General features: G+C 65.3%; 23 protein-coding genes and 1 tRNA gene. 13 read left to right on the forward strand and 11 right to left on the reverse strand.

What is annotated here, in order from left to right:
- Positions 1–90: 90 nt before the first annotated feature.
- The 6 genes from gntA to HEQ22_RS03730 all read left to right on the forward strand — a co-directional run bounded on the left by gntA (position 91) and on the right by HEQ22_RS03730 (position 3416).
- The gene (gene gntA, locus HEQ22_RS03705) at positions 91–897 is read left to right on the forward strand and encodes a guanitoxin biosynthesis heme-dependent pre-guanitoxin N-hydroxylase GntA (protein WP_432769855.1); all 807 of its coding nucleotides are present in this window, start codon (positions 91–93) and stop codon (positions 895–897) included.
- Complete coding sequence (locus tag HEQ22_RS03710) at positions 894–1826, forward strand: NAD(P)/FAD-dependent oxidoreductase (protein ID WP_432770934.1); 933 nt, start codon at positions 894–896, stop codon at positions 1824–1826. The genes gntA and HEQ22_RS03710 overlap by 4 nt, the downstream gene beginning before the upstream one ends.
- 166 nt (positions 1827–1992) lie before the next feature.
- Positions 1993–2739, forward strand: a complete 747-nt coding sequence (locus HEQ22_RS03715) for a Crp/Fnr family transcriptional regulator (RefSeq protein WP_432769856.1) — start codon at positions 1993–1995, stop codon at positions 2737–2739.
- Positions 2736–2930: a hypothetical protein gene (locus HEQ22_RS03720; RefSeq protein WP_432769857.1), complete on the forward strand. Its 195-nt coding sequence runs from the start codon at positions 2736–2738 to the stop codon at positions 2928–2930. The genes HEQ22_RS03715 and HEQ22_RS03720 overlap by 4 nt, the downstream gene beginning before the upstream one ends.
- The gene (locus tag HEQ22_RS03725) at positions 2923–3213 is read left to right on the forward strand and encodes a hypothetical protein (protein ID WP_432769858.1); all 291 of its coding nucleotides are present in this window, start codon (positions 2923–2925) and stop codon (positions 3211–3213) included. The genes HEQ22_RS03720 and HEQ22_RS03725 overlap by 8 nt, the downstream gene beginning before the upstream one ends.
- Positions 3210–3416 carry a hypothetical protein gene (locus HEQ22_RS03730; protein WP_432769859.1) on the forward strand — a complete coding sequence of 69 codons (207 nt, stop codon included), beginning with the start codon at positions 3210–3212 and terminating at the stop codon, positions 3414–3416. The genes HEQ22_RS03725 and HEQ22_RS03730 overlap by 4 nt, the downstream gene beginning before the upstream one ends.
- Before the next feature lie 30 nt (positions 3417–3446).
- Here the strand turns inward: HEQ22_RS03730 and HEQ22_RS03735 are convergent, their stop codons facing one another.
- Together HEQ22_RS03735 and HEQ22_RS03740 are read right to left on the reverse strand one after the other, a co-directional pair.
- The gene (locus tag HEQ22_RS03735) at positions 3447–4028 is read right to left on the reverse strand and encodes a DUF1989 domain-containing protein (protein ID WP_432769860.1); all 582 of its coding nucleotides are present in this window, start codon (positions 4026–4028) and stop codon (positions 3447–3449) included.
- Between the two features lie 371 nt (positions 4029–4399).
- A complete protein-coding gene (locus HEQ22_RS03740) occupies positions 4400–5314 on the reverse strand; it encodes a LysR family transcriptional regulator (RefSeq protein WP_432769861.1) in 915 nt (304 codons plus the stop codon).
- Positions 5315–5413: 99 nt separating this feature from the next.
- Here HEQ22_RS03740 and HEQ22_RS03745 point away from each other — a divergent pair, with 99 nt between their 5' ends.
- Both HEQ22_RS03745 and HEQ22_RS03750 read left to right on the forward strand, forming a co-directional pair.
- Entirely contained in the window at positions 5414–5788 is a 375-nt protein-coding gene (locus tag HEQ22_RS03745; protein WP_432769862.1) for a nuclear transport factor 2 family protein, read from the forward strand.
- Positions 5785–6573, forward strand: coding sequence for an SDR family oxidoreductase (locus HEQ22_RS03750; RefSeq protein ID WP_432769863.1), 789 nt, complete (start codon positions 5785–5787; stop codon positions 6571–6573). Before HEQ22_RS03745 ends, HEQ22_RS03750 begins: the two co-directional genes overlap by 4 nt.
- 453 nt (positions 6574–7026) lie before the next feature.
- Here HEQ22_RS03750 and HEQ22_RS03755 read toward each other — a convergent pair.
- The 3 genes from HEQ22_RS03755 to moaA form a co-directional block, all read right to left on the reverse strand.
- A tRNA-Asn gene (locus HEQ22_RS03755) sits at positions 7027–7101 on the reverse strand.
- Between the two features lie 61 nt (positions 7102–7162).
- Entirely contained in the window at positions 7163–7933 is a 771-nt protein-coding gene (locus HEQ22_RS03760) for an NAD kinase (protein ID WP_432769864.1), read from the reverse strand.
- 29 nt (positions 7934–7962) lie between these two features.
- Entirely contained in the window at positions 7963–8973 is a 1011-nt protein-coding gene (gene moaA / locus HEQ22_RS03765) for a GTP 3',8-cyclase MoaA (protein WP_432769865.1), read from the reverse strand.
- 49 nt (positions 8974–9022) lie between these two features.
- Between moaA and HEQ22_RS03770 the strand changes: the two genes are divergently transcribed.
- Positions 9023–10231 (forward strand): GGDEF domain-containing phosphodiesterase, encoded by a 1209-nt coding sequence (locus HEQ22_RS03770; protein WP_432769866.1) that lies wholly within the window; start codon positions 9023–9025, stop codon positions 10229–10231.
- 172 nt (positions 10232–10403) lie between these two features.
- On the opposite strand, the gene mfd is transcribed toward HEQ22_RS03770, so the two are convergent.
- Both mfd and HEQ22_RS03780 read right to left on the reverse strand, forming a co-directional pair.
- The gene (gene mfd / locus HEQ22_RS03775) at positions 10404–14000 is read right to left on the reverse strand and encodes a transcription-repair coupling factor (RefSeq protein ID WP_432769867.1); all 3597 of its coding nucleotides are present in this window, start codon (positions 13998–14000) and stop codon (positions 10404–10406) included.
- Entirely contained in the window at positions 13997–14257 is a 261-nt protein-coding gene (locus HEQ22_RS03780; RefSeq protein WP_432769868.1) for a succinate dehydrogenase assembly factor 2, read from the reverse strand. The genes mfd and HEQ22_RS03780 overlap by 4 nt, the downstream gene beginning before the upstream one ends.
- Positions 14258–14489: 232 nt before the next feature.
- On the opposite strand from HEQ22_RS03780, the gene recG reads away from it, so the two are divergent.
- The gene (gene recG, locus HEQ22_RS03785; RefSeq protein ID WP_432769869.1) at positions 14490–16553 is read left to right on the forward strand and encodes an ATP-dependent DNA helicase RecG; all 2064 of its coding nucleotides are present in this window, start codon (positions 14490–14492) and stop codon (positions 16551–16553) included.
- A gap of 24 nt (positions 16554–16577) precedes the next feature.
- Here the strand turns inward: recG and HEQ22_RS03790 are convergent, their stop codons facing one another.
- Positions 16578–16919, reverse strand: a complete 342-nt coding sequence (locus tag HEQ22_RS03790) for a PilZ domain-containing protein (RefSeq protein ID WP_432769870.1) — start codon at positions 16917–16919, stop codon at positions 16578–16580.
- A gap of 77 nt (positions 16920–16996) precedes the next feature.
- Positions 16997–18223: a tyrosine--tRNA ligase gene (gene tyrS, locus HEQ22_RS03795; RefSeq protein WP_432769871.1), complete on the reverse strand. Its 1227-nt coding sequence runs from the start codon at positions 18221–18223 to the stop codon at positions 16997–16999.
- Between the two features lie 46 nt (positions 18224–18269).
- Here tyrS and HEQ22_RS03800 point away from each other — a divergent pair, with 46 nt between their 5' ends.
- The 3 genes from HEQ22_RS03800 to HEQ22_RS03810 are packed head-to-tail and all read left to right on the forward strand — an operon-like array spanning position 18270 to position 21296.
- Positions 18270–18827, forward strand: coding sequence for a DOMON-like domain-containing protein (locus HEQ22_RS03800; protein ID WP_432769872.1), 558 nt, complete (start codon positions 18270–18272; stop codon positions 18825–18827).
- On the forward strand, positions 18824–20032 hold the full coding sequence (locus tag HEQ22_RS03805) for an exo-beta-N-acetylmuramidase NamZ family protein (protein WP_432769873.1): 1209 nt from the start codon (positions 18824–18826) through the stop codon (positions 20030–20032). Before HEQ22_RS03800 ends, HEQ22_RS03805 begins: the two co-directional genes overlap by 4 nt.
- 19 nt (positions 20033–20051) lie before the next feature.
- Positions 20052–21296, forward strand: coding sequence for a M24 family metallopeptidase (locus HEQ22_RS03810; RefSeq protein ID WP_432770935.1), 1245 nt, complete (start codon positions 20052–20054; stop codon positions 21294–21296).
- Between the two features lie 111 nt (positions 21297–21407).
- Here the strand turns inward: HEQ22_RS03810 and HEQ22_RS03815 are convergent, their stop codons facing one another.
- Together HEQ22_RS03815 and HEQ22_RS03820 are read right to left on the reverse strand one after the other, a co-directional pair.
- Positions 21408–22277, reverse strand: a complete 870-nt coding sequence (locus tag HEQ22_RS03815; RefSeq protein ID WP_432769874.1) for a DUF817 domain-containing protein — start codon at positions 22275–22277, stop codon at positions 21408–21410.
- Positions 22270–23076 carry a lipid II flippase Amj family protein gene (locus HEQ22_RS03820; RefSeq protein ID WP_432769875.1) on the reverse strand — a complete coding sequence of 269 codons (807 nt, stop codon included), beginning with the start codon at positions 23074–23076 and terminating at the stop codon, positions 22270–22272. Before HEQ22_RS03820 ends, HEQ22_RS03815 begins: the two co-directional genes overlap by 8 nt.
- Positions 23077–23122 lie beyond the last annotated feature (46 nt).

A 23122-nucleotide genomic window follows, 5' to 3' on the forward strand; every position in this document is an offset into this window, starting at 1 on the left:
GATTGGTGCCCCTTCCAACCGGCTCGGACAAATCGATGCAACCCAGGTTAATCGGGCGCAACCGGAAGTCTGGCCGACGGTTACTCGCGAATGCTTCACCCCGTCGATGACTCTAGCCACCCGCTGGCCCAACGCTTCCACGCGTTCATCCGCGATCCGGCCTTTCCTTGCGTCGGCGCCAAGTCGGCGCTTGCGAAGGAACAGATGCGGATCGTTGTCGGCCGCGACATGTGTTCGGCGTGGGACGATCTGCGCATCTATCCCAATTTGCTCGATCTGGCGTCAAGCTACGCGCGCGAACCAACTCTGTTCCATTCGCTCGCGGTGTTGTTTGAAACGGACCATCAGCTCGACGAAGAGGCTTTCGAGCGCTGCCTGTGGGCGCGGCTGGAATCCTTAACCGACAAGGATGATTTTCACGGGCAGCGCGCGGACCCGCGCGTCAGCGCCGATCCCCGCGATCCGCATTTTTCGCTGAGCTTTGGGGGCGAAGCCTTTTTCGTTGTCGGACTGCACCCACGCGCAAGCCGGCCAGCAAGGCGGTTCGAGCGTCCGGCGCTGATCTTCAACCTGCACGACCAGTTCGTCCAGTTGCGGGCCGGCGGGGTGTATGACAAGATGCGAAGCACGATCATCGCCCGCGACGTGGCGCTGGCGGGCGATGCGAACCCGATGCTTGCACCGCACGGCACCGTTTCAGAAGCGCGCCAATATTCGGGACGCGCCGTCGGCGCCGATTGGGCCTGTCCGTTCGCCGGACGAAGCGGTGCTTTCGCGCCGGAAGGGAAGGGGCAGGCAATGTTTCCAGATTTGCGCAACGCCGCTGTAAGAGAAAACTTCGCGGGTGCACGCTCAGGGTCGCCGTCTCCAACGATTATTGCAGAGGCCGGACGATAAACGCGCCGCGCACCGCGCCATCCTCGCTGGACTGCCTGATCATCGGCGGCGGGCCGGCGGGGCTGACCGCGGCAATCTATCTGGCCCGGTATCACTTGTCGGTGGCGGTGGTCGATGCCGGACAAAGTCGCGCAAGCCTGATCCCGCTGACCCGCAATCACGCCGGGTTCCCCGATGGCATATCCGGGAACGACCTGCTGATGCGGATGCGCGAGCAGGCACGACTTTACCACGCCGATCTATATGAAGGTCGGGTCGAAAGCGTCGTGCGGAACGGCGACACATTCACCGCGATGATGGAAGGATCCGCCATTGATGCACGCTCTGTCCTGCTCGCGACGGGCGTAGTCAACCGGCGTCCTGCGATGCTCGATGACGCTGCGCACCAACAGGCGCTGAACGACGGTCGGCTGCGCTACTGCCCGATCTGCGACGGGTATGAAGTCACCGACCGGCGGATCGCGGTGCTCGGCACCGGCGATCGCGGCTGCGACGAAGCGTTGTTCCTGCGCAGTTATACCGCCGCCATCACGCTGGTCGCACCCGAAGGCGGGCACGAGCTGAATGACGCCCATTATCGGCGATTGCGTGACGCGGGTGTCGAGGTGGTCGGCAGCTGTCGGGCGATTGCGTTGGCTCACGACGCTATCGTGCTGCAGGTCAACGGCGACCGACTTTCGTTCGATAGTCTTTATCCGGCCTTGGGTTCGGATGTCTGTTCCGAGCTTGCCGCGCCATTGGGCGCGGAGATGTCCGAAGCTGGATGCCTGAAGGTCGATACCCATCAGCGCACCGATGTTACCGGCCTCTATGCTGCAGGGGATGTCGTGCTGGGGCTCGACCAGATCAGCCATGCGATGGGAGGCGGCGGCATTGCTGCAACGACCATTCGCAACGACCTGGCCGAAAAAGCCCCGCTTCGCCGCTGACCGGTTTGGGCTCGGGGCAACGCCAGCGCACGCAGACCGCGATATAACCTGCGTCATGACGATAGTGATGATGGCAGTGCAACACCGCGTCGCCTCGTCCGTTAGGAATATGCACGGAAAATCGCTGATGCACCGCGTTTTTGCCCGAGCAAGGATCCTTAGACACATGTTTACCGAACGCTTTTTGAGAGACAAACGCGGCGCGAGCCTCGACGCGAAGGAACGCGCCCGGATCGAGGCCGCGATCAGTGAGGTAAAAACCTTCGGCCCGCGCAAGATCATTGCAAGGGCTGGTGAACCGCTGACCAACAGCACCTTGCTGCTTGAGGGCATCATGTCGCGTTATCTCGACGACCGGAACGGGCTCCGCCAATTGGTGGCAATCCATTTTCCCGGCGACTTTCTCGATCTCCACGCTTTTCCGCTCAAGGTCCTCGACCATGATGTCGCGACGCTGACGACCGCCACGGTCGCAACCGTACCGCATGCCGCGATCGAAGCGATCGCCGAGGAGATGCCGCAGCTCCTCCGCAAGCTGTGGTTTGCAACCTTGCTTGACGCGGCGATTCACCGGGCGTGGTTGTTCCGGCTTGGCCGCCTTGATGCCACGGGCCGCGTCGCGCATTTTCTGTGCGAGACCAATGCGCGGCTCTTCTCGGCGGGTCTCAGCGATGGCCGCCGTTTTGCGCTCGCGCTGACGCAGGCGGACCTCGCCGAAATCTGCGGGCTGACAACCGTCCATGTGAACCGCGTCATGCGTCAGTTGCGCGAGGAGCAGCTCTGCCTGTTTCGCGCGTCACTGGTCGAGATCCTCGACCCAGCGGCGCTGGCTGCGCGTGCGCAGTTCAACCCTGCCTATCTGTATATCGCCGACGATAGCCAACTCCCCTCCGTGCAAAGGCCAAGATCATGAGAGATTCCTCCGACCAGCTCCAGCCCGAAACCCTGCCGGGTGTCGCGACCGCCGAAGGCGGGTTCGTCATCCTTGACGGTCCCGACGGCGTTGCAACGACTATGACGCCAGAGGCCGCGGCCGGGACCGGGCAAAGCCTGATCGACGCCGCAGTGGTCGCGCAACGCCAGCAGGCGGTGACCGATGTTTGACGCATTTGCCCAGTGGAACCGCATGCTCGCAGCGGGTGCATCCCTGCACACCACGAGCGTCCATGCCGCCGAAACCTTTGGCGGCGCGACCAAGGTGGTAGCGGCACGCGGCGCGATCATTGGCGAGGCGATGCAATCGCCGTTGACGGCGGATCATGCCGAGCTTGGCCGGATGATCTCCGAAAAGATCGACACGCTGTCGCGCGCTGGTGCCGCCGCGGCAACCGTCTGGTGGGATAGTCAGACGGCCTGGATGAGGCATTTCAGCACCTTGGCACCATGACGATGCGCGGCCGGTTGCCGACGGTGTCCGAGGCCAGCGACCTCGGCGAACGCAGCGCCGCGCTACTGCTGCAGTCGCTCGAGGCGACCGCCAAGCTGGGCGCGGCCGGACTCGCGCCGGTGCACCGCCAAGTCGCAACCAATGTGCGGCGCTTGGGGGCGAAGGGTGTCGTAGGGAAGGGGCGACAGGCATCGCGGCGCTGACCAAGTTGCGCCCGGTTCGCCAAGGTTCCGCTAGCCCTCGATTTGATAATGGATCGGTTTGAAGGTGCCGCCGCAGCTGTCGTAGGCCGAACAGGCGGTCAGCCCGATAATCAGGTCGTCGAGCGCGCGAAAGCGAATGAAATCGCCGGGCGCAGTCGGCGGCGGCAGCACCTTGAGCTTACCTTTAACGTCGACCGGAACGCTCATGAAGATGTTGAACGCGACGGGAATATCGTCCTCGGCGATACCATAGGGTGCCAGCGCCTCGGCCAGATTGCCGAAGCAGCCGCGATGCACGGGCTTGTCCTTGTAAAAATGGCGAAAGGTCGCCTCGCTGCACGGGGTCAGCAGGAAATCGTGCGTGCCGACATTGTCTTCGACGATCTCGAGCATCGGATTGGACCGGTTCGACCACAGGCGGTTGCCGGTCGTGAGCCGGATCGTTTCTTCATAGTCGAAGGTCCTTCCATTCGACACGACCTCGCGAACGTCGCCCCGCATGAAGGCCAGCATGTCGCTGACCTGTCCGCCCTCGGGATCAATCACTCGCAGCGTCTCGCCGCGGAGCAGGGGAAAGGCTGTGCCGTTTCGCGGCGCGATAATCTTGGTCATGAATGGTCTTTCGCGCGAGGAGTGTGCGGATATTACGTGCGGCGCCGACGAAGGCTGCCTTGCAACCAAACTCTGACCATCCCGTCATTGTTACGCTCGCGCGTGGAATATCGCCTGACGACGAGAAGCTGGCACTATTCGACGATCAAGAGAGGCGCTTTTTTCGCCAAAGTTGCAGCGGCTACGTCGTTTTGATCGCCAATGGTGAGATCGAATGTCTGCTCGATGCGTTTTGGGTCTGGAATCGGACAGTCGATAAACCGCCGTTGATGATTGTTGAAGATCGGTGGTTGAAAGCGACTCGATCGAGCAGCTCAAGAAATGGCCGGTGATATGTAACGGAAATGCTGAATTTGCGCTCGTGCTGGGCTTCACTTGCTGCCCAACGTCGCGGAAGCATGCTCGCGGGCCAATGCCAGAAAAGCTGCAAGACCAGCCGAGGGATGCCTTCGGCCCGGATAATAGAGGCTAAGGCCGGGGAAAGGCGGGGTCCAATCCTCGAGCAAGCGGACGAGACTTCCGTCCTTGATGTCAGCAATTACGTCCTGTTCGAAGAAGAAGCCGATACCGAAGCCCGCCAGCACCGCCCCGCGCGAGACCGCGAGTTCGTCGAACGTCATGGGACCGCTCACCTCGACCTGAGCCGTGTCGCCGCCTTTCTCGAAATGCCAGCGGTAAAGCGAGCCATCGGGCAAGCGGACGCGGATGCAGACGTGACCAGGAAGATCGGTCGGCACAAGCGGACGGGGGCGCTCGGCCAGATAGTCCGGTGAAGCAACCACGGCGAAGCGCTGGGACTCGCCAAGTGACAGCGCGATCATGTCGGAAGGGATGAGGGAAGCGACGCGAACGCCGAGATCGAAACCTTCGGCGACGATGTCGCGAAGCTGCCCTTCGGTCACCAGGTCGACATGCATGTCCGGGTAGCGGCGGGAATATTCCAGGAGAAGTGCGGTGAAGGCCGACGAGCGCGCGGCGAAGGGCGGCGCATTGATGCGCAGCGTCCCCGTAGGCGTCGCGCGGCGTTCGCGGACGATCTCTATGGCTTCGCGCACGTCCTGAAGCGAGGGCCCAAGGCGATCGACGAAAATCCTTCCCGCATCGGTCAGCGCCACGCTCCGCGTCGTCCGGTTGAACAGGCGCACGCCCAGTTCCGCTTCGATCCTTGCGATCATATGGCTGAGCGCGGTCGTCGACATGCCGAGTTCGATCGCAGCTTGCCGGAAGGAACTGCGCCGCGCGACCGCGAGCACTGCGTCGAAATCTCGAAGCCCCAATCGCGACATTATCCCGAATCCTTCACTGCATCATCCAAGATTGGCCCACTTCCTAGAATAGTGGCCGACCCTTATGATGGAGGCAAGCCAAACCGAAGGAGACTTGTCATGCAAACCGATAGCCCAGCCGATGACCGCCGCGATGCGGAAACGGTCGTCAAAGCGTTACCCAAGCCGATCACCGATTATATCGAGGCCAACGCCCGGCTCGATGTGGATGCCATGTTGAAACCCTTTGCGGCCGATGCGGTCCTCTTCGACATCGGACGCCGTCTTGAAGGGCAAGCCGAACTCAGAACCTTGTTCGAGCAAGAGGTCGTGGCGGTAAAGGCGATCTTTACGCCCGATGGCGCCCGTCAGGAAAAGGGTCAGGTCGTGGTCGAAGGCCCCGCCCATGGCGACTTCAAGGGCAGCCCGATCCGCTTCACCTATGCCTTCACGCTCGAAAACGACGCGATCAAGACGCTGGAGATCACGCTATGAGCATGCAGGCTGATCCGACCGAGTTTGCAGGCAAGCGCGTGGTCGTCAGTGGCGGCACGAAGGGAGTGGGCCGCGCCACCGTCGAACGCTTCCTGGCGGGTGGTGCCCGCGTCATCACAGCCGCCCGCGGCAACCCCGAGCCGGTTGCCGGTGCCGAGTTCGTGCGGGCAGACCTGACGACGGCCGAGGGAGGCGAAATGCTGGCTGCCGCGACGCTGGCACATATGGGCGGCGTGGACATCATTGCCCATGTCATCGGCGGCTCGTCCTCGCCGGGGGGCGGCTTTGCCGCGTTGACCGACAATCACTGGCTCGCCGAGCTGAACCTGAACCTCCTCGCCACCGTCCGCCTCGATCGCCTTCTCGTCCCGCATATGATCGAACAAGGCTCCGGGACGGTGGTGCACGTTACTTCCATCCAGTCGATCCTGCCGCTCCCGGATTCAACCACCGGCTACGCCGCCGCCAAGGCCGCGCTCCGGACCTACAGCAAGTCCATATCCAAGGAGTTGGGGCCGAAGGGCGTGCGGGTCAACGCCGTCTCCCCCGGCTGGATCATGACCGAGTCGACCGCTGACTTCCTGGAGCGGCTTCAGGCGGCCAATGGCGGCACGATCGAAGAGGCCCGCCAAGCCGTCCTCGGCGGTTTGGGCGGGATCCCGATCGGGCGTGGCGCGGAGCCCTATGAGGTCGCCGATCTCATAGCCTATCTGGCGTCGGATCGCGCCGCCGCAATCCACGCCGCCGAATTCATCATCGACGGCGGAACCGTTCGAACCGTCTGACGACATGGCCCGACGTCCGCACGAAGGGCGGACGTCGGTATGCCGAAGCCTCGGCAGGAGGTTAGAGCTGCTCGCTTGCAGCGAGAGGATCAAATGTCGAATGCCTGCAAGTCGAAGGCGCGCTGGAAAGCAGTCTGACCGCAGTCGGCCAGACACAGATGGTCGCTCATCGGTTTGTTGGTTCACAAGGGTGCGCCAGCGTAGTGGGGAGGGAGCAGGACTACGCTGCTGAACCCGCAATTGCGCCTGGAAACGCTGTAGTTTGTATTTCTACGCCAGCCTACGAGAAGGCCTTTTTTCCCTTGGCAGTGTCGGGGCAGCCTACGATATTTTACTCTGTTGTAAGAGTATTGGCTCTTTTCATCGCCGCTCCGGAGTAGGGGCGCGAAGGCTGGCGAATACCGTACAAAGCTAGGGTGCTTTGGCGTAGGCTTTCGTGCGTCTGGAAAAGAATGGCTCCCCGGGTAGGATTCGAACCTACGACCGATCGATTAACAGTCGATTGCTCTACCACTGAGCTACCGAGGAACACGCCGCCGCGGCGGACAAGGCGGTCCCTTTGCCGCCGCGCGCCGGATTTTGCAAGGCCTCAAACGATAAATTGTTCCATCGCGATGCGTTCGTCCAACCCCTGGTCAGGATCGAACAGCAAAGTCAGCGGCCGGCTACGGTCGGTGGTGACGAGCACCGTCTTCACATCGCGGATCTCGCGCTGGTCGGCGACCGCGCTGACCGGGCGTTTTGCCGCCTCGCGGACATTGAAGCGGATACTCGTCGATTCGGGGACGAGCGCGCCGCGCCAGCGGCGCGGGCGGAACGGGCTGATCGGGGTGAGCGCGAGCATCGCCGAATCGAGCGGCAGGATCGGGCCGTTGGCGCTGAGGTTGTAAGCGGTCGATCCGGCAGGGGTCGAGACGAGCACCCCGTCGCACGCCAGTTCCTCGAGCATGGTGCGCTCGTTGATCATCACTTCCAGCTTGGCGGCCTGGCGCGTTTCGCGCAGCAGCGATATTTCGTTGATAGCGGGCAGGATGTGGCGCTCGCCGCTCGTTGTGGTGATATCGCCCGCCAGCGGGTGGATCAGGAACGGGCGCGCCGCAGCGATCCGGTCGATCAGCCCTTCGACGCGAAATTCGTTCATCAGGAAACCGATGGTGCCGCGGTTCATCCCGAACACCGGCAGGCTGCGCCGCTGGTCGAGCAGCTGGTGCAGCATGTGGAGCAGGAAACCGTCGCCCCCGAGCGCGATCAGCAGGTCGGCCTCGCCGAGATCGACGAAATCATACAGTGGCCGCAGTTCGGCCTCGGCCTCTTCGGCCGCAGGCGCGTTCGATGCGATGAGCGCGATCTTGCGTTGCATATTGGTCCGGTTCCCCCCGCAGGCAGCGTCTAGCCGCCCGTAGCACTCATGTGACGCGCGACCGCCGGTCCCGACTCCCGTTCGATGCGAAAGTCATGCGCGCGGGGTTTGCCAGCCAATGCACGGTCGATCAACCCATCTACCGCGCCCGCGCCGCCGTCGCGCAGCGCCGCGCGCAGGTCGACATGATCGTCGCTGCCCAGACACATGTAAATACGGCCCTCGACGGTCAAGCGGATGCGGTTGCACGTCGCGCAGAAATTGTCGCTGAGCGGGGTGATCAGGCCCAGCGTCACCGGACTGTCCTCGACCGCGAAATACCGCGCCGGACCGCCGGTGCGTTGATCGACCGGAAAGATCGCGCGCTGCTCGCGCAGCGGCGCGACGAAGTGGTGGAGCGGGATGTAGTGATCGCTGCGGTCTTCGGCGATCTCGCCGAGTGGCATGGTTTCGATGAGCGTGAGATCGGCGCCGACGCTGGCACAATAATCGAGCATCGGCAGCAACTGATCCTCGTTGAACCCGGCGAGCGCGACCATGTTGACCTTGACCGCGAGGCCCGCCGCGCGCGCCGCGGCGATGCCGCCGCGTGCGACATCAAGATCGCCGACCCGGGTGATGTGACGAAAGGCGGCGCGGTCGAGCGTATCCAGGCTGACGTTGATCCGCCGTACTCCGACGGCGGCTAGCATCGGCGCATATTCGGCGAGCCGCATGCCATTGGTGGTGAGCGTCAGTTCGTCGAGGCCATGTCCGATCAGCGCGCCAAGCCGCTTTGCCAGCGTCTCGATGCCGCGGCGGACCAGCGGTTCGCCGCCGGTCAGGCGGATACGGCGGATGCCGCGCGCAACGAAGCGCTCGGCCAGTTCGGCCATCTCTTCGATGCTGAGGACCGCCGATTTGGGCAGGAAAGTCATGTCCTCGGCCATGCAATAGCGACAGCGCAGGTCACAGCGATCGGTCACCGACAGGCGCAGATAATCGATCCGGCGGCCAAGGCCATCGGTCATCGGGGTCGCAGCGGGCGCGGGCGCATTCATGGCAGCGATTGTGATGCAAAAGGCAGGGGATTGGCAAGCAATGCCTGCTATGGCCCTGACAATGAATCGCCTGCCCGAATCGCTGACCGCCTGCGCCCGCAAACTCGAAGCTTTGCAAGGGCGGCACGACGCCGATGCCGGCGTGATCCTGGTGCAGGTCGACCAGCTCGCGCGGATCAACAACAGCGCCGGGACAGCAGCCGGCGATGCGGTGCTCGACGAAATGGCGCGCCGCCTCGAAAATTTCGCCAGCGACGAGTTCGGGCGCGGCAGCTGCGTCGATCGGCTAGGCGGCCCGCGCTTCCTCATCGTTCCGGCGGTGCCGCTTTCTTTGGGGGCGCTGCGAGCGCAGGAGCGTGCACTGCATGTCGCGCTGGCCGAGCCGATGGTCGGCGACCCGCACGGGCGGCTGGCGGTGCGGATTGCCGCGGCGCTGATCACCCGCGACGAGCCGGTCGAGGAGCAGCTGCGCGAGGCGAGCGACCAATTGGCGCGCCCCGCGTCGGCACGCGACGGGGTGATGGTCAAGGGCGCGCTGGCGGCCGGCGAGGTGGTGATCCACTACCAGCCGCAATATGACGTCGCGAGCGGCGCGATGACCGGGGTCGAGGCGCTGCTGCGCTGGCAGCATCCCGAGCTGGGCCTGCTCGGTGCCGGCCCGCTGGTCACCGCGGCGCGCGCCGCGCGGCTCGAGCGCGAGCTGACCGAACATGCCCACCGCGTCGCGCTGACCGAAATCGCCGCCTGGCCGAAGCGGCTGGCGGGGCTGCGCGTGTCGCTCAACATCACCGCCGCCGACCTTGGTGATCCCGACTTCGCCGACCGCTTTGCCGCGATGGCCAAAAAGGCGAAGGTCGATCCCGACCGGCTGACGCTGGAGCTGACCGAACAGGCGATGCTCAGCGACCCGGCGAGCGCCGCCGAACAGCTTGCGCAGATCCGGGCGTTCGGCTCGGCGATCGCGATCGACGATTTCGGCACCGGCTATTCCAGCCTGTCGCTGCTCGCGCGGCTGCCGATCGATTATCTGAAGATCGACAGCGGCTTCACCCGCACCATCGACGGCAGCGACCGCGACCGCATCGTGGTGCGCGCGATCGTCGACCTGGCGCGGGCGCTGGGCCTGCTGGTGGTCGCCGAAGGGGTCGAGAGCGAACGCCAGCTGGCGCGGCTGAAGGAACTGGGCGTCGCATCGTGGCAGGGATTTCTGAAATCGGGGCCGGTGCCGGGGGATCAGTTGCCGGGGTTGATGGAGTAATAAAGCCCCTCCCCTTCAGGAGTGTCAGGTAAACCGTCCGGGGGACGGTTTACCTGACACTGGGTTGGGGTGGGGTCCATCGGCCTTGCCCAAGGCCGATGGCCCCCACCCGCTGCGACTAGGCAGCAAGCTGCCAAGTCTCGCTGCCCTCCCCTGAAGGGGAGGGCGTGGTTTAGGACACCTGCTTTGCCAATTTCCCCAACCCCTTCGACAATTGCAACGCGCCGTTCAGGCGGGCGCCGGTGCTCAGCCAGTCGCCGCTGATCGACAATTTATTGTCGGGGCGGATACGCGCGCGGCCTTTCAGCCGTTCGACATAGGCGATCAGGCCGGGGACGTTGGCGAACTGGTCGCTGTGGAAGCTGACGAGCGCGCCCTTGGTGCCGACGTCGAGCTTGGCGATGCCGGCGATGCGGGCGTTGGCCTTGATTTCCATCAGCTGGATCAGGTTGGCGGTTTCGGGCGGCAAGGGGCCGAACCGGTCGATCATCTCGGCGGCAAAGTCGTCGAGCGCGGCGCGGTCTTCGGCGTCGTTGAGGCGGCGATAGAGCGCCATGCGCAGCGGCAGGTCGGGGACATAATCCTCGGGGATCAGGATCGGCGCGTCGACGGTGATCGTTGGTGACAAGGCTTCGCGCGGCGGCAGCTTGCCGGCACCCTCGGCCTTGGCCATCAGGATCGCCTCTTCGAGCATCGATTGATACAGCTCGAACCCGACCTCGCGGATATGCCCCGATTGTTCGTCGCCGACGAGGTTGCCCGCGCCGCGGATGTCGAGGTCGTGGCTGGCGAGCTGGAACCCCGCGCCCAGCGTGTCGAGATCGCCGAGCAGTTTCAGCCGCTTTTCGGCGGTGTCGGTGATCGCGCCATGTTCGGGGGTGGTGAGGTAGGCATAGGCGCGAGTCTTGGCGCGTCCGACGCGACCGCGCAGCTGGTAGAGCTGGGCGAGCCCGAAGCGGTCGGCGCGGTGAATGATCAGCGTGTTGGCGCTCGGGATGTCGAGCCCGCTTTCGACGATCGTCGTCGACAGCAGCACGTCATATTTGCGGTCGTAAAAGGCGCTCATCCGGTCCTCGACCTCGGTCGGGGTCATCTGGCCGTGGGCGACGACATATTTGATTTCGGGCACCCGATTACGCAAAAATTCCTCGATATCTGGCAGATCCTTGATCCGCGGCACGACGAAGAAGCTCTGCCCGCCGCGGTCATGTTCGCGCAGCAGCGCTTCGCGCAGAACGACGGGATCCCACGGCGCGACGTACGTGCGCACCGCGAGGCGATCGACCGGCGGGGTCTGGATGACGCTGAGTTCGCGTAAGCCAGACATCGCCATCTGCAGCGTGCGCGGGATCGGCGTCGCGGTCAGGGTCAGGACGTGGACGTCCGCCTTGAGCTGCTTCAGCCGCTCCTTGTGAACGACGCCAAAGCGCTGTTCTTCGTCGACGATGACGAGGCCGAGGTTCTTGAACGCAACCGATTTGGCGATCACCGCATGGGTGCCGACGACGATGTCGATATGGCCGCTTTCGAGCCCGTCGCGGGTCTTTTGCGCTTCGCCGGCCGGGACGAGGCGCGACAGGCGGCCGATGTTGACCGGGAAGCCTTTGAAACGCTCGACGAAATTGGTGAAATGCTGGCGTGCGAGCAAGGTCGTCGGCACGACCACCGCGACCTGCACCCCCGCCATCGCCGCAACGAACGCGGCGCGCAGCGCGACCTCGGTCTTGCCGAAGCCGACGTCGCCGCAGACGAGCCGGTCCATCGGCTTGCCCGACGCCATATCCGCGAGCACATCGCCGATGGCGCGGTCCTGATCGTCGGTTTCCTGATAGGGAAAGCGGTCGGCGAAGGCGGGGTAGGCGGCATCCTGCGCCAGCAGTTCGCCCGAGCGCAGCGCGCGCAGCGCCGCGGTCGCGAGCAGTTCGCCGGCGATCTCGCGGATGCGTTCCTTCATCCGCGCCTTGCGGCGCTGCCACGCTTCGCCGCCGAGCCGGTCGAGTGCGACGCCGTCGCTCTCGCCGCCGTAACGCGACAGGACGTCGAGATTTTCGACCGGGACGTACAGCTTGTCGCCGCCAGCGTAAGTGAGCGCGACGCAATCGTGCGGGCTGTTGCCGACCGGGATCGAGGTCAGCCCTTCGTAGCGCCCGATGCCATGGTCGAGATGGACGACGAGATCGCCGACGCTGAGCGTCGCGAGTTCGGCGAGGAAGGCGTCGGCGCTCTTGCGGCGTTTCTGGCGGCGGACGAGGCGTTCGCCGAGAATGTCCTGTTCGGTGAGCAGGCTGATCGCGTCGCTGGCGAAGCCGTGATCGAGGGGGAGGACGATGAGGGCGACGTTGCCCGTATCGCTCAACCCTTTGTTGCCGTTCGTGTCGAGCGAAGTCGAGACACCCGACGGCGTAGCGCTGTCCTGCGGGGCGTCTCGACTTCGCTCGACACGAATGGGGTTGGGGACGGTGGTGAGGCCCAAAGCCTCCTGCCACGTATCAACCTGCGCCAGCCCGGTCACGCCATGCTCGCGCAGTAAGCCCGACAGGCGATCGCGCGCGCCGGCCGAGTAGCTGGCGATGATCGTGCGCCGCCCCTTGCGCCGTTCGTCGCTGAGATGATCGGCGACCTTGTCGTAGATATTGAGGTCGGCGGCGCGTTCGGGGGTGAAATCGCGCGCGGCAAAGGTTTCGAGGTCGATGACGGTCGGCGAGGGGGCGACGTCGAACGGGGTGACGATGTGGATCGGGCGGCTCGTGGCCGCGCCTGCCCATTCACCCTCGGTCAGATACAGCGTCTCGGGCGCCAGCGGGCGATAGCTGCCGGTCGATTCCTTTTCGGCCGCGACGCGGTTGGCGTGATAATCGGCGATCGCGGCAAAGCGCGTCTCGGCGGTCGCTTCGCTGCGGTGGCCGCGCAGCACCGGGGTCGCCGGATCGATATGGTCGAACAACGTCGCCAGCCGCTCCTCGAACAAGGGCAGCCAATGGTCCATGCCGGCCTGCCGCCGTCCTTCGCTGACCGCCTGGTACAGCGGGTCACCGGTCGCCTGCGCGCCGAAGATTTCGCGGTAGCTGGAGCGAAAGCGCTTGATCGTGTCCTGATCGAGCAGCGTTTCGGCGGCGGGGAGCAGTTGCAGGGCCTTGGCGGGGCCGAGGCTGCGCTGGTCGGCGGGGTCGAAGCGGCGGATGCTTTCGATCTCGTCGCCGAAGAAATCGACGCGCAGCCCCGTCTCCTCGCCCGCGGGGAACAGGTCGAGGATGCCGCCGCGCACCGCGAACTCGCCCTGATCGGCGACGGTGTCGACGCGGGAAAAGCCGTTCGCCACCAGCAGTTCGGCAAGCGCGTCGCGGTCGATCCGCTGCCCCGCAGCAAGCGTCGTCGCGAGCTGGCGGATGCGGAAGGGGGTGAGCGTGCGCTGGGTGATTGCCGCGACGGTGGTGAGCACCAGCTCGCCGCGTTTCGCTGGCGCCTGCAACGCCGACAGCGTCGCCAGCCGGTCGGCGCTGACGCGCATCGATGGGCCGGCGCGGTCGTAGGGCAGGCAGTCCCACGCCGGAAAGCGGTGGACGATGAGGTCGGGCGCAAAGAAAGGCGCGGCGTCGGCGATCGCCTGCATCGCGGTGTCGTCGGTCGCGACATAGACGAGGCGCGTGCCGCTGGCGCGCGCCAGATCGGCGAGCAGCAGCGGCAGGAACCCGTCGGCGGCGCGCGCGAGCGTCAGCGGGGTGGTCGCCGACCCGATGGCGGCAATGATATCGGCGGCTGGGATGGTCATGGCAGCGGGATATAGTCCAGCCGCCGCATCGCGGCGATCATCTCGGGCCGGTTAAGATGTGCGGGCGGCTGGCCGGTGCCGAGCGCCCACGCCATGATGTCGACATCGTCTTCCTCGACGACGATCTCGTACCAGGCGATCTCGTCCTCGCCCCATGTTGCGGCATAGCGGTCGAAAAACCCGCCGATCATATAGTCGGCCTCGCGCGTGCCGCGATGCCAGGCGCGGAATTTCAGGCGTTTGAGGCGGTCGGTCATCAGTTTCTCTTTCCCTTCTCCCTTGACGGGAGAAGGATACGGAGCCTTGCCGCTTTGCGGCTAGGCGAAGTTGGATGAGGGTGAGCGCTCGCATGGCGAGCGCGCGCTTGCTTTGCAAGCGCAACCCCTCACCCGCTGCGACTAACGAGCAAGCTCGTAAGTCTCGCTGCCCTCTCCCGCAGGGGGAGAGGGGGTGTAACTTTGCGCGGTCAGCGCTACACAATCCGCAGCCATGCGACCCGAAATCCTCAATCCGCTCTTTGCCGCGCTCACCGACCTGAAAGGCGTCGGGCCGCAGCTGGCCAAGCCGCTGGCGCGGCTGGGGCTGGAGCGTGTCGTCGATATATTGTTCCACCTGCCGACCGGACTGGTCCAGCGTTACCCCGCCGACCGGCTCGACGATGCGCAGGTCGGGCAGCAGATCATCGTGACGCTGACCGCGCAGGATTACAGATCGGGCCGGTCGCCGCGCGCGCCGTTCGGGGTCGAGGCGTTCGACAGCGCGGGCGACCATGTCCGCCTCGTTTATTTCGGGCGCACCGCGGGGCTGGCGAAAAAGCTGTTTCCACTCGGCGAGCCGCGGCAGGTGTCGGGTCGACTCGATACCTATGGCGAGATGCGCCAGATCGTCCATCCCGACCATGTCGGCGAACCCGGCGACCCTGCCATCGCGACGAGCGAGGCGGTCTATCCGCTGACCGAGGGGCTGACCAATGCGCGGCTGTCGCAATTGGTCGAGATCGCGCTCGAGCGGCGGCCCGAACTCGCCGAGTGGATCGACGCGCCGCTGCTGGCCAGCCGCGACTGGCCGGCGTGGCGCGAGGCGCTGACGCGCGCGCACGCCAGCCCGCACGACGCCGCGGCGCGCGACCGGCTCGCCTATGACGAGATCTTCGCGAGCCAGGTCGCGCTGATGCTGATCCGCGAGGGGCTGCGCAACCGCAAGGGGCGAGCGATCGTCGGCGACGGGCGGCTGACCGGGGCGCTGCGGCTGCCGTTCGGGCTGACCGGGGCGCAAGCGCGCGTCGGCCGCGAGATCGCAGGCGACATGGCGCAGGATGTGCCGATGCTGCGGATGCTGCAGGGTGACGTCGGGTCGGGCAAGACGCTGGTCGCGCTGCGCGCGATGCTGGCGGCGGTCGAGGCCGGGACCCAGGCGGCGCTGCTGGCGCCGACCGAGATTCTGGCGCGCCAGCATCATGCGACGCTGCAAGCGATGCTCGCGGGTTTGCCCGTCAACATCGCGATCCTGACCGGGCGCGACAAGGGACGGGGGCGCGAATCGACGCTGATGGGGCTGGCCGACGGCAGCATCGACCTGTTGGTCGGCACCCATGCGATTTTCCAGGAGGCGGTGCGCTATCGCGACCTGGCGCTGGTCGTCGTCGACGAGCAGCATCGCTTTGGCGTCGCGCAGCGGTTGATGCTCACCGACAAGGCAGCGCGGCCGCCGCACCTCCTGGTGATGACCGCGACGCCGATCCCGCGCACGCTGCTGCTCGCCAATCATGGCGAGATGGACGTGTCGCGGCTCGACGAGATGCCGCCGGGGCGCACCCCTGTCGACACCCGCGTCGTTTCGGTCGACCGGCTCGACGAGGTGGTCGGCGGACTGGAGCGGCATCTGGCGACCGGCGCGCAAGCCTATTGGGTGTGCCCGCTCGTCGCCGAGAGCGAGGCGAGCGAGCTGGCGGCGGCGGAGGGGCGTGCGGCGCTGCTGCGCGAGCGGCTGGGCGCGGCCCGCGTCGGGCTGGTCCACGGCCGGATGAAGGGGCCCGACAAGGATGCGGTGATGGCGCGCTTTCAGGCGGGCGAGATCGGCGTGCTGGTCGCAACGACGGTGATCGAGGTCGGGGTCGATGTGCCCGCCGCCAGCCTGATGATCGTCGAGCATGCCGAGAATTTCGGACTCGCGCAGCTCCACCAGCTGCGCGGGCGGGTGGGGCGCGGGACGGCGAAGTCGGTGTGCCTGCTGCTGCGCTCGCAGAATTTGTCGGAGACCGCGCGCGAACGGCTAGCGCTGATGCGCGAAACCAACGACGGTTTCGTGATTGCCGAGAAGGATCTGGAACTGCGCGGCGGCGGCGAACTGCTGGGGCTCAAGCAGTCGGGCGACGCCGACTATGGGCTGGCGACGCCCGAACAGCTGGTGCGGCTGTTGCCGGTGGCGCACGACGATGCGCGGCTGTTCGTCGAACGCGACGGCGGGGTCGAGGGGCCGCGCGGCGCGGCGGTGCGGCTGTGCCTCTATCTGTTCGAGCGCGATGCGGCGGTGCCGTTGCTGCGGAGTGGTTAGTTGAGGTCGCTCTGGCGCGCGTCTCTAGTTGAGGTCGCCTCTGGCTCCCATGGCGCGGATCATCGGCAGATAATCCTCGACCGAGATCGTCTTTTCGAACTGGACGCCGGTCTTGCCGCCGAGCGACCAGACGACTTTCGCCGCGGCGCGGCCGATGATCGGCATGCGGAAGACGACGAGGTCGCCGATTTCGAGCCCGCGTTCGTAGCGCATCAGCAGGCCGTCGGCACTGATGTTGACGCAGGTGCACATTTCCTGCCGCCCGTCGGGCAGCACGAAGGGCAGCCGACTATAGACGTCGCTACGCGGCGCTATCCGCTGGTCGAGCCCGACATAATGGGCCTTTTTGAGGTCGATCTTGCGCATAAACTTCAAACCTTGCTGGCCTTGTGGTGCAGGATCGGGCCGATTGCTGAAGAATCGGTAAACGCTGTTTGGCCGGGTCAGCGGGTGACGAGGCCGTGTTTCTTGCTGCCGAGGCTGACCGGAACCGGCGCGGCGGCGGGGATGACGCGGGTCGCGGGGTCGCGAACGACGACGCCGTCCACCTTCACCGCGCCCTCGTCGAGCTTGCGGCGCGCCTCCTTGTTCGACGCCACGAAGCCGAGGTCGCGGAGCGCATCGACGATGCCGATGCCGTCGGCGGGGGCGACGACTTGCGGCAGGTCGCCACCTATCTGACCCTTTTCAAAGGTTTGCGCGGCGGTGTCCGAAGCGGTGCGTGCCGCCTCTTCGCCGCGGCACAGCGCGGTCGCGGCGTCGGCGAGGATTTTCTTCGCCGCGTTGATCTCGGCGCCGCCCAGCGCTTCGAGCCGGGCGATCTCGTCGAGCGGCAGGTCGGTGAACAGCTTCAGGAAGCGGCCGACGTCGCGGTCGTCGCAATTGCGCCAGAACTGCCAATAGTCAAAATGGGACAGTTGCTCGGGATTAAGCCACACCGCCCCGGCGGCGGTCTTGCCCATTTTGACGCCCGCGGCGGTGGTGAGCAGCGGAGTCGTCAGGCCATAGAGGTCGGCGCCGTCCATGCGGCGGCCGAGCTCCATGCCGTTGACGATATTGCCCCACTGGTCCGACCCGCCCATTTGCAGGCGCACGCCCATGTCCTTCGACAGGTGCCGGAAGTCGTAACCCTGAAGGATCATGTAGTTGAATTCGAGGAAGGTCATCGGCTGTTCGCGTTCGAGCCGCAACTTGACCGAATCGAAGGTCATCATGCGGTTGATCGTAAAATGAGTGCCGACTTCCTGGAGCAGTTCGATGTAGCCGAGCTGGCCCAGCCAGTCCTGATTGTCGACCATCACGGCATCGGTCGGGCCGTCGCCGAAGCTCAGGAAGCGCTGAAAGATGCTGAAAATCGATGCGATGTTGGCGGCGATGGTTTCGTCGGACAGCATCTTGCGGCTTTCGTCGCGTCCGGTGGGATCGCCGATCCGCGTCGTCCCGCCGCCCATCAGCACGATCGGCTTGTGCCCCGTCTGTTGCAGGCGGCGCAGCATCATGATCTGGACGAGGCTGCCGACGTGCAGGCTGGGCGCGGTTGCGTCGAAACCGATATATCCGGGGACGACCTGCGCCGCGGCCAGGGCATCGAGCCCTTCCGCGTCGGTCATCTGGTGGATATAGCCTCGTTGATCGAGGACGCGCAGCAGGTCGGATTTGTGGTTCGTCATGGCGCCTTCTTTTCAAGCGGGGCGCGCTTAGCATGGGGTTGGAGTTTTGGATAGCATTCGCAAAGCGCTGGTCTGCCACCCCGACACCCCGGCGCGAACCGTGCGCTCGGTCGCGGTCGAGGTGGGGCTGTCGTTCGACGACGGGTTCGCGCTGCGCTATATCGTCGAAGGCGCGGTCGGCGACATCGTGCTGCCGCCGGGTGACGGCCAGCTCGTCATCGCCGACAGCGCGACCGACGGATTGTGGCACGGCACCTGTTTCGAGGCGTTCCTGACCGAAGAGGGGCAGCCCGACTATACCGAATTCAACTATGCCCCCGATGGCCGCTGGGCCTGTTACCAGTTCGACGATTATCGGTCGCTGCTGCACCCCGACGAACTGGCGCCATGGGACATGGTCGCCGAACGCGGCGAGCGGCAATATGCGCTGCGCGTCGAACCGGGGATCTTTCCCGATACCGGATCGAAGCTGGCGCTGTCCGCCGTCATCGAAGAGCTCGACGGCACCAAAAGCTATTGGGCGCTCGTGCACCCGCCCGGCCCGCCCGATTTCCATCATCCCGATTGCTTTGCGGTGACGCTTGGGGCACCCGACCCGGCATGACCGTTCAATTTGGTATCGACCGCCTGCTCGCCGATCCGGCCCTCCTCAAACCGCTCGAGGGCCGGCGCGTCGCGCTGCTGGCGCATCCCGCCTCGGTCACCGCCGACCTGACCCACAGCCTTGACGCGCTGGTCGCGGCGGGGGTGAATGTCACCGCGGTGTTCGGGCCGCAGCACGGCGTGCGCGGCGACCTGCAGGACAATATGATGGAGTCGCCCGACTTCACCGATCCGGTCTATGGCGTGCCGGTGTTCAGCCTTTATGGCGAAGTGCGGCGCCCGACCGGGCAGTCGATGCACACGTTCGATGTGGTGCTGATCGATCTGCAGGATCTCGGCTGCCGCATTTACACCTATGTCACTACATTGCTCTATATGCTCGAGGCCGCAGCGGAGCATGGCAAGGCAGTGTGGGTGCTCGACCGGCCGAATCCGGCGGGGCGGCCGGTCGAGGGAACGCTGCTTCTGCCCGGCTGGGAAAGCTTCGTTGGCGCGGCGCCGATGGTGATGCGCCACGGGCTGACCATGGGCGAGATGGGGGGCTGGTTCATTCGCCACTTCGATCTCGACGTCGAATATCGTGTAATCGAAATGGAGGGGTGGGCTCCCCACACTTCGCCCGGCCATGGCTGGCCGACCGACCGCGTGTGGATCAACCCCAGCCCCAATGCCGCGAACGTCAATATGGCGCGCGCCTATGCTGGGACGGTGATGGTCGAAGGCTCGACGCTGAGCGAGGGCCGGGGAACGACGCACCCGCTCGAACTGTTCGGCGCGCCCGACATCGACGCCAAGGCGGTGATCGCCGAGATGCAGCGGCTGGCGCCGCGGTGGCTGACGGGGTGCAAGCTGCGCGACGTCTGCTTCCAACCGACCTTTCACAAGCATGTCGGACAGCTTAGCTGCGGCGTCCATATCCATGCCGAGGGGCCGTGGTACGACGATGCGGCGTTCCAGCCGTGGCGCGTCCAGGCGGTGGGGTTCAAGGCGATCCGGTCGCTCTACCCCGACTATCCGATCTGGCGCGGCAAGGATTTCAAATATGAATATACCGACGATGTGCTGGCGATCGATGTGATTAACGGCGGGCCGGGTCTGCGCGCGTGGGTCGACGATGCGGACGCGGTGGCGGGCGATCTTGATGCGCTGGCTTTGCCCGATGAAGCGGCATGGCGCGAAAAAATTGCGGACCTCCTGATCTACTGAGCGCGGAAGGCGAAAGATGATGCAGCGCAGGCAATTTCTCGGCACGGCGGCGCTTAGCGGGTTGGCTGCGACGCTGCCGCTGCCCGCTTGGACGGCCGATACCGCGGGTCTGCCCAATCTGGCGGCCAAGTCGGTTCCCATCGGCCCGGCCGAGCGCCTCGCGCGGATCGCCAAGGCGAAGGAACTGATGGCGGCGAACGACATCGGCGCGCTGCTGATCGAGCCGGGGTCGAGTCTGATCTATTTTACCGGGGTGCAATGGTGGCGCAGCGAGCGGCTGACCGCCGCGGTGCTGACGCGCGAGGGCGAGGTTGCGATCGTCACGCCCTTCTTCGAGGAACCGTCGGTGCGCGAATCGCTCGGCGTCGAGGCCGAGGTGCTGACGTGGAACGAGGATGAGAATCCGCTCGCCGCGGTGGCGGCGTGGCTGGGCCAGCGCGGGTTGATCAAGGGCCGGATCGGGGTCGAGGAAACCGTGCGCTATTTCGCGGTCGACGGGCTGGAAAAGGCGATGCCAGAGGCAACTGTCGTCAATGGTGCACCGGTCGTGCGCGGGTGCCGGATGCACAAGTCGGCGGCCGAAATCGCATTGATGCAGGTCGCCAGCGACATCACGCTCGCCGCCTATCGCCACACCGCGCCGCGGATCGCGGCGGGGATGACCCCGGCACAGATCGGCGCGATCATGGCAGGGGCAACCGCCGCGCTGGGCGGCAAGAGCGAGTTCGAACTGATCCTGCTTGGCGAGGCGAGCGCCTATCCGCACGGGTCGGGCAAGCCGCAGGCGGTGCGCGATGGCGAGATCGTGCTGATGGATTGCGGCGCCACCGTGCACGGCTATCAATCCGACATCTCGCGCAGCTTCGTTTACGGCAAGGCGAGCGCGCGGCAGCGGCAGGTGTGGGATCAGATGCGCAAGGGGCAGGACGTCGCCTTCGCCGCGGCGAAGCTCGGGGCGCCGGCGGGCGCGGTCGACGATGCGGTGCGCAGCTATTACGCGGGTCTCGGTTGGGGTCCCGACTATAAGCTGCCCGGCACCTCGCACCGCACCGGCCACGGCATCGGCCTCGACGGGCACGAACCGGTCAACCTGGTGCGCGGCGAGACGACGAAGCTGGCGCCGGGCATGTGTTTTTCGAACGAACCGGGCATCTATGTTCCGGGCGAGTTCGGGATCCGGCTGGAGGATTGTTTCCACATGACCGACAGCGGGCCGCAATGGTTCAGCGAGCCGCCGCCGTCGATCGATCAGCCGTTTGGGTAGCCAGCAACGGACCCGGCAAAACCCGTTTGTGCTGAGCTTGTCGAAGCACCGTCCTTTCCTTGGCGACGTGCAAAGAAAGAACAGCCCTTCGACAAGCTCAGGGCGAACGGGTCAGGGGGCTGTGTCCGGCCCCCTCGGCCGCTGCACCAAACTCACCAGGACGAACGAGATGATCATTAGCAGATACCAACTGCCGAGCTTTTCGAACCCGACCATGTGCCAGCCGTCGTCCTGGCTGGGATAGGTCCAGGCGCGGGCGAAGGTGCCAATATTTTCGGCGAACCATATGAACAGCGCGACCAGCGCCCAGCCGACGAGCAAGGGCATGCGGCGATGGACGTGGAGCGGGCGGAACCACACCTGGCAGCGCCAGAAGAGCAGGGCGGTCGCCGCGAACAGGAACCAGCGGATGTCGTACAGCCAGTGATGCGCGAAGAAATTGACGTAGATCGCGGCGGCGAGCGCATAGCTGGTCCAGACCGGCGGATAGCTCGAGTAGCGAAAGTCGAAGATGCGCCAGACGCGCGCGATATAGCTGCCGACCGCAGCGTACATGAAGCCCGAGAACAGCGGCACCGCGCCGATATGGAGCAGACTTGCCTCGGGATATTGCCACGATCCCGCCGCGGTCTTGAACAATTCCATCACCGTGCCGACGATGTGAAAGATCAGGATGACGAGCGCTTCCCGTGGCGTTTCGAGCCGGAAGGCGAGCATGGCGAGCTGGATCAGCACCGCGCCGATGGTGATCGCGTCATAGCGGTGGAGCGGCGCATCGTCGGGCCAGAACAGATGGGTGCCGAGCAGAAGCGCCAGCATCAGGGCGCCGAACAGGCACGCCCACCCCTGTTTGAAGCCGAAGACGAGAAATTCGAGGAACCAGCCGCGCGGTCCGGGGACGATCGCCATTGCCTCCAGCCGCATCCGGACGGCATGGAAGCGCGACTGGCCTCGCCCCGCTGCGTCCGGACGGTCAGACATAGACGGCGACCCACGCGATCAGCAGCGCCGCGGGGAGCAGCAGCGCCTGCGCGAGGATGGTGCCGGCAAGGCGGCTCAACGAAATGAAGGTGATCGCGCGGCGGAACTCGGCCTCGTCGACTTTGCCCTCGACCGCGTCATCGGTCATCACCGACAGTTGCGGGTCGATGAAGGCGAACAGCAGGATCGTCGCGAAGCCGTTGATCAGCGCCGACAGCTGTGATGCGGTGACGCGGAACTCGGGCGCGAGATAGCCGGCATAGAGTGATGCGACGACGCCGACGGCGAGCAACGATTGCGCGAGGCAATTGGCGATCAGCACGCCCCAGCCGATCCCCTTCGGCATTTTCCAGCTTTTGAGGTGCGCGAAGCTGGGCAGGGTCAGCGAGCGGCCGAGCGTGCGTAGCCCGCTGGGGCTCACCGCCTTCACCGCCAGCTTCGTCGTCGACCGGTTGGTCTGATACCAGCCGATCGCGGCGGCGAACATGCGCTGTCCGGTGGGCACCAGCAGGATGCCGATCAGCGTCGCGACGCTGGCCGCGGCGAGGACGAGTTGCATGTCGACGAACAGCGACGCGCCGCTGCCGTCGTGCAGCCGCGTTTCGATCCGTTTGGCGAGGAAGGGGCCGAGGAAGCTGTTCGACGTGCGCGAAAACAAGACGAGGATGTTGAACAGCGCGAACGACATCGCAATCCGCCGCGTCCGCACCCCGGCGATCCGCGCCGCATAAGCAAGCGCGCCGATCAGGTTGATGAAGCCGGTGAGCAGCAGGATGGTGACGAGGGGGAGGTCGATCATGGGGGCGCCTATCGGAACTTATGAAATCCGTTCGTGTCGAGCGAAG

It is taken from the genome of Sphingopyxis sp., assembly GCF_050916055.1.
Classification (GTDB): domain Bacteria; phylum Pseudomonadota; class Alphaproteobacteria; order Sphingomonadales; family Sphingomonadaceae; genus Sphingopyxis.

Excerpts from the sequence above, each read along its gene's own strand:
- gntA (WP_432769855.1), top strand. The coding sequence starts at position 91 with ATGCTTCACCCCGTCGATGACTCTAGCCACCCGCTGGCCCAACGCTTC.
- HEQ22_RS03715 (WP_432769856.1), top strand. The coding sequence starts at position 1,993 with ATGTTTACCGAACGCTTTTTGAGAGACAAACGCGGCGCGAGCCTCGAC.
- HEQ22_RS03720 (WP_432769857.1), top strand. The coding sequence starts at position 2,736 with ATGAGAGATTCCTCCGACCAGCTCCAGCCCGAAACCCTGCCGGGTGTC.
- HEQ22_RS03725 (WP_432769858.1), top strand. The coding sequence starts at position 2,923 with ATGTTTGACGCATTTGCCCAGTGGAACCGCATGCTCGCAGCGGGTGCA.
- HEQ22_RS03730 (WP_432769859.1), top strand. The coding sequence starts at position 3,210 with ATGACGATGCGCGGCCGGTTGCCGACGGTGTCCGAGGCCAGCGACCTC.
- HEQ22_RS03735 (WP_432769860.1), bottom strand. The coding sequence starts at position 4,028 with ATGACCAAGATTATCGCGCCGCGAAACGGCACAGCCTTTCCCCTGCTC.
- HEQ22_RS03740 (WP_432769861.1), bottom strand. The coding sequence starts at position 5,314 with ATGTCGCGATTGGGGCTTCGAGATTTCGACGCAGTGCTCGCGGTCGCG.
- HEQ22_RS03745 (WP_432769862.1), top strand. The coding sequence starts at position 5,414 with ATGCAAACCGATAGCCCAGCCGATGACCGCCGCGATGCGGAAACGGTC.
- HEQ22_RS03750 (WP_432769863.1), top strand. The coding sequence starts at position 5,785 with ATGAGCATGCAGGCTGATCCGACCGAGTTTGCAGGCAAGCGCGTGGTC.
- HEQ22_RS03760 (WP_432769864.1), bottom strand. The coding sequence starts at position 7,933 with ATGCAACGCAAGATCGCGCTCATCGCATCGAACGCGCCTGCGGCCGAA.
- moaA (WP_432769865.1), bottom strand. The coding sequence starts at position 8,973 with ATGAATGCGCCCGCGCCCGCTGCGACCCCGATGACCGATGGCCTTGGC.
- HEQ22_RS03770 (WP_432769866.1), top strand. The coding sequence starts at position 9,023 with ATGGCCCTGACAATGAATCGCCTGCCCGAATCGCTGACCGCCTGCGCC.
- mfd (WP_432769867.1), bottom strand. The coding sequence starts at position 14,000 with ATGACCATCCCAGCCGCCGATATCATTGCCGCCATCGGGTCGGCGACC.
- HEQ22_RS03780 (WP_432769868.1), bottom strand. The coding sequence starts at position 14,257 with ATGACCGACCGCCTCAAACGCCTGAAATTCCGCGCCTGGCATCGCGGC.
- recG (WP_432769869.1), top strand. The coding sequence starts at position 14,490 with ATGCGACCCGAAATCCTCAATCCGCTCTTTGCCGCGCTCACCGACCTG.
- HEQ22_RS03790 (WP_432769870.1), bottom strand. The coding sequence starts at position 16,919 with ATGCGCAAGATCGACCTCAAAAAGGCCCATTATGTCGGGCTCGACCAG.
- tyrS (WP_432769871.1), bottom strand. The coding sequence starts at position 18,223 with ATGACGAACCACAAATCCGACCTGCTGCGCGTCCTCGATCAACGAGGC.
- HEQ22_RS03805 (WP_432769873.1), top strand. The coding sequence starts at position 18,824 with ATGACCGTTCAATTTGGTATCGACCGCCTGCTCGCCGATCCGGCCCTC.
- HEQ22_RS03810 (WP_432770935.1), top strand. The coding sequence starts at position 20,052 with ATGCAGCGCAGGCAATTTCTCGGCACGGCGGCGCTTAGCGGGTTGGCT.
- HEQ22_RS03815 (WP_432769874.1), bottom strand. The coding sequence starts at position 22,277 with ATGTCTGACCGTCCGGACGCAGCGGGGCGAGGCCAGTCGCGCTTCCAT.
- HEQ22_RS03820 (WP_432769875.1), bottom strand. The coding sequence starts at position 23,076 with ATGATCGACCTCCCCCTCGTCACCATCCTGCTGCTCACCGGCTTCATC.